The sequence below is a fragment of the Acinetobacter harbinensis genome (assembly GCF_000816495.1).
Lineage (GTDB): Bacteria > Pseudomonadota > Gammaproteobacteria > Pseudomonadales > Moraxellaceae > Acinetobacter > Acinetobacter harbinensis.
The window spans coordinates 1,729,219-1,732,624 of record NZ_JXBK01000001.1 but is presented as its reverse complement, the minus strand read 5'-3'; the positions used below and the strand labels follow the sequence as shown (position 1 = coordinate 1,732,624).

The following is a 3,406-nucleotide window of genomic DNA, read 5'->3' as shown; positions in this document are numbered from 1 at the left end:
GGTGCAACAACATGGCTTGGTTTATTAAAGAATTTCCAGAAGAAACTCAGTAAAATCACCACAATGGCTGGTGGATAAATTGTACTTAGAACCGGTACAGAAACTGCAATCAGTTTGGTTAAGCCTAAGTTTGAAATAATAAAAGAGAAACCGATTAAGATAAACACCAGAATTTTATAAGGAATCTTGGTCAGTTCAGAGAAATATTCCGCACATGCGCAGGTTAGGCCAATTGCGGTAACCATACAGGCCAAGAAAATCATACCGGTTAAGAACAAAGAGCCGATATCACCAAAGGCGTGTTGTACATAAGCATGCAGAATAATTGCGCCATTGGCTGCATTCGGAGCAGCTTCGTGGCTCCCTACACCTAATTTAAATAGGCTTAAATAAACCAAAGTTAAGCCAACACCAGAGATTAAACTTGCGATAACAGCATATTTAGTCACCAATTTTTTATCGGTTACACCGCGTGAATGAATGGCATGAATAATCACAATACCAAACACCAATGCACCTAAGGTATCCATGGTTAAATAACCATTCACAAAACCTTCAGAAATAGGCGCTGCGACATAGTTATTAATGGCCGGTGGAATGAATCCTGACGGAATAGCAAAAGCGGCGATACCCAGTACGGCCAGTGAAGCAATCTTCAGCGGTGCAAGAAAGTGCCCAATGGTATCTAACAGTTTATTGGGATATAAAGACACCAGCATCACCACAGTGAAATAAATTGCACTATAGATCAGTAAGCTGCTGCTTGAAGTACCAAAATAAGAAGAAAAGCCAATTTCATAGGAAACCGTGGCTGTGCGTGGTGTTGCAAATAAAGGGCCAACGGTTAAGTAACAGGCAATGGTTAAAATTAAACTGGCAACTTTACCTAAAGGTGAGCTGAGGTTTTGGATAGAGCCTTCTACACGTGATAAGGCCATGATGGTAATCACCGGTAGACCTACCGCAGTAATGAGAAAACCAAACGCTGCTAACCAAACATGTTCACCGGCTTGTTGCGCCACAATCGGAGGAAAAATAATATTGCCGGCACCAATAAAAAGTGCAAAGGTCATAAAACCTAAGGCAATAATATCTCGGGTACGGAGACTTGTCATAGAAGGAGAGATAGATTAATCAAAAGAGGTAATTTTAGAGGATATAGACAATTTTTTGTAATTTATTTCAGGGCAGTTATAAATTTTAATGATATAAAAATGCAGATTAAAGGTATAAATATAAACTGAAATTTAAATTATATCTTTGATAAGTATATTGAAAAATATATAAATAAAAAACAAAGCACTGTTTTGAATTTTTGGTTAGATTTTGATTGAAGGTAAAATATTAGCCAAGTGAATAAAAATCAGTCATTTAAATGATAAGTCAGCACGCAATATATTTGCTCTCTATACAGTTGTTCAGCAAAACCACATCAAAAGGACTATAATCGTAAGCCTTATATACGAGGATGAGACCATGAAGGCTTCCGCTATTACCCTGAAAACTGAGCAAGATATCGAGAAGTTGCGTATTTCTGGGCGTTTGGCTGCTCAGGTTTTAGAAATGATAGGGGAATATGTCAAGCCGGGTGTCAGTACTGAATACTTAGATGACATTTGTCATGATTTCATTGTCAACACGCAAAAAGTCATTCCTGCCAATGTTGGATATTATGGCTATACCAAAACCACCTGTATTTCACCGAATGAAGTGGTGTGTCACGGTATTCCATCGCCCAATACTATTTTACAAGATGGCGATATTATTAATATTGATGTGGCGATTATTAAAGATGGCTATTTTGGTGATACCAGCCGCATGTATTACGTCGGCAGCGTAAAACCAGAAGCAAAAAGATTGGTTGATACCACCTATGAAGCAATGGTGGCCGGAATTCATGCGGTTAAACCTGATGCAACACTGGGCGATATTGGCTTTGCCATTCAATCGGTGGCGCAGCGTGAAGGTTATAGCGTGGTACGTGAATACTGTGGTCATGGTATTGGGCAGGTTTATCACGAACAGCCAAATGTTTTACATTATGGCCAAGCCGGCCAAGGCCTTAAACTTAAAAAAGGCATGGTTTTTACCATTGAACCAATGATCAACGCCGGTAAAGCACGAGTGAAAGAGCTGAAAGATGGTTGGACGGTAGTGACCGCTGATCGTTCGCTCACGGCGCAATGGGAGCACATGGTGCTGGTAACAGATACCGGTTTTGAGTTGTTATCGCCGTGGCCAGAAGGTACCGGTTCTTATCCCGCGATTTAAGCTTGATCAGTTAAATGAAATAGATTGTGTTCATAATTAAGTTAAATTTAGTCTATTTCATTTGCTGATATAGTTCTAAAAACGATTAGTCTGAAAATTAAGTGCTTATTTTAACTTAAAAAATTATTTTTTAATTTTTAGGGTAATATTTATTAAGTATTGGATTCGACTATAGTTTATTTGTATGATGTGTAAATAGATTCTAGCTGTAGTTTCTTTATTTCAAAGTTTATAGGCTTATCCACCTCGGATAAGCTTTTTTTTGTCTCAATTTTTTGCTTATAAAAATAAATTTGTCTTGGGTGAGTCGCTCTAATAGATTATGAAGTTCCCTCAATACGCCCTTAATATTGCTATTTTTATCCATTAAAGTGTGGCGTTATTGGTTCACTTATCGCTAAAAAATCATTTTGATGGGTGTTTACTTTAAGCATAGATTGATAATCTTTGGCTTTATTTTTATAAGTTTAGAATAAAAAATACTGAGATTGGTCATAGAGAAAATATAGCTTTTAGTATTTAAAATAAAAGGCTTATAGTGTTGTGATGTCTATAGATACAGGTCTGAGGTCATTTAACACTTGATTATAAAGATCAGCCAAACAGCGCTTTAGTGTTTATCTATTTTAGTACATTAAAATTTAGCCTTATTTTTTTAAGAAATAAGCAATTTCGCGAGCAAATTTAATCGGTTCACTGATTAATGGTGCATGTCCAGATTTAGCAAAGATAACTTGCTTAGCGGCTTGTACCGTATGGGCAATCATTTTTTGACCTTGTGCAGGATATAATTTAGATTGCTCACCAATAAAAAAAGTACTGCGGCAAGACAGTGCAGCGATGGCATCGCGGTAATCTTCATTGTGTTGTAAATAGCTGTGGATATACCACGCCAAATAATCTAAACGCTGCATAGGCAAAAGTAAGGATTGAAATTTGAGCGATGTTAAAGGCAGTTTAAACAAAACATTTAGCGCACGATTTTGACCTTGTAGTTGAAGGAAGTCGAACCAAAGCCTTAATAACTGTTGCCGCGAAGAAAAATCAAGATCGCTGAGTGAGCGTGCATAAGGTGTTAAAGCCAGTAATTCACAGAGATCAGCCAATAGCTGTTTCAGTTTGGGCTGCTGCTGCC

3 protein-coding genes are annotated in these 3,406 nt (G+C 37.6%); 1 reads left to right on the top strand and 2 read right to left on the bottom strand.

The features are described from left to right. Positions 1–1,115, bottom strand: a 1,115-nt coding sequence (gene brnQ, locus SE27_RS08045; protein WP_039622421.1) for a branched-chain amino acid transport system II carrier protein, incomplete at its 3' end; no start/stop codon positions are given. A 361-nt stretch (positions 1,116–1,476) separates the two neighbouring features. Between brnQ and map the strand changes: the two genes are divergently transcribed. Continuing rightward, entirely contained in the window at positions 1,477–2,271 is a 795-nt protein-coding gene (map, locus tag SE27_RS08040; protein WP_039622419.1) for a type I methionyl aminopeptidase, read from the top strand. Between the two features lie 647 nt (positions 2,272–2,918). Here the strand turns inward: map and SE27_RS14460 are convergent. Continuing rightward, on the bottom strand, positions 2,919–3,406 hold a 488-nt coding region (locus SE27_RS14460), incomplete at its 5' end, for an alpha/beta fold hydrolase (protein ID WP_455549977.1).

Coding starts and splice junctions, on each gene's coding strand:
- map (WP_039622419.1), top strand. CDS start 1,477: ATGAAGGCTTCCGCTATTACCCTGAAAACTGAGCAAGATATCGAGAAG.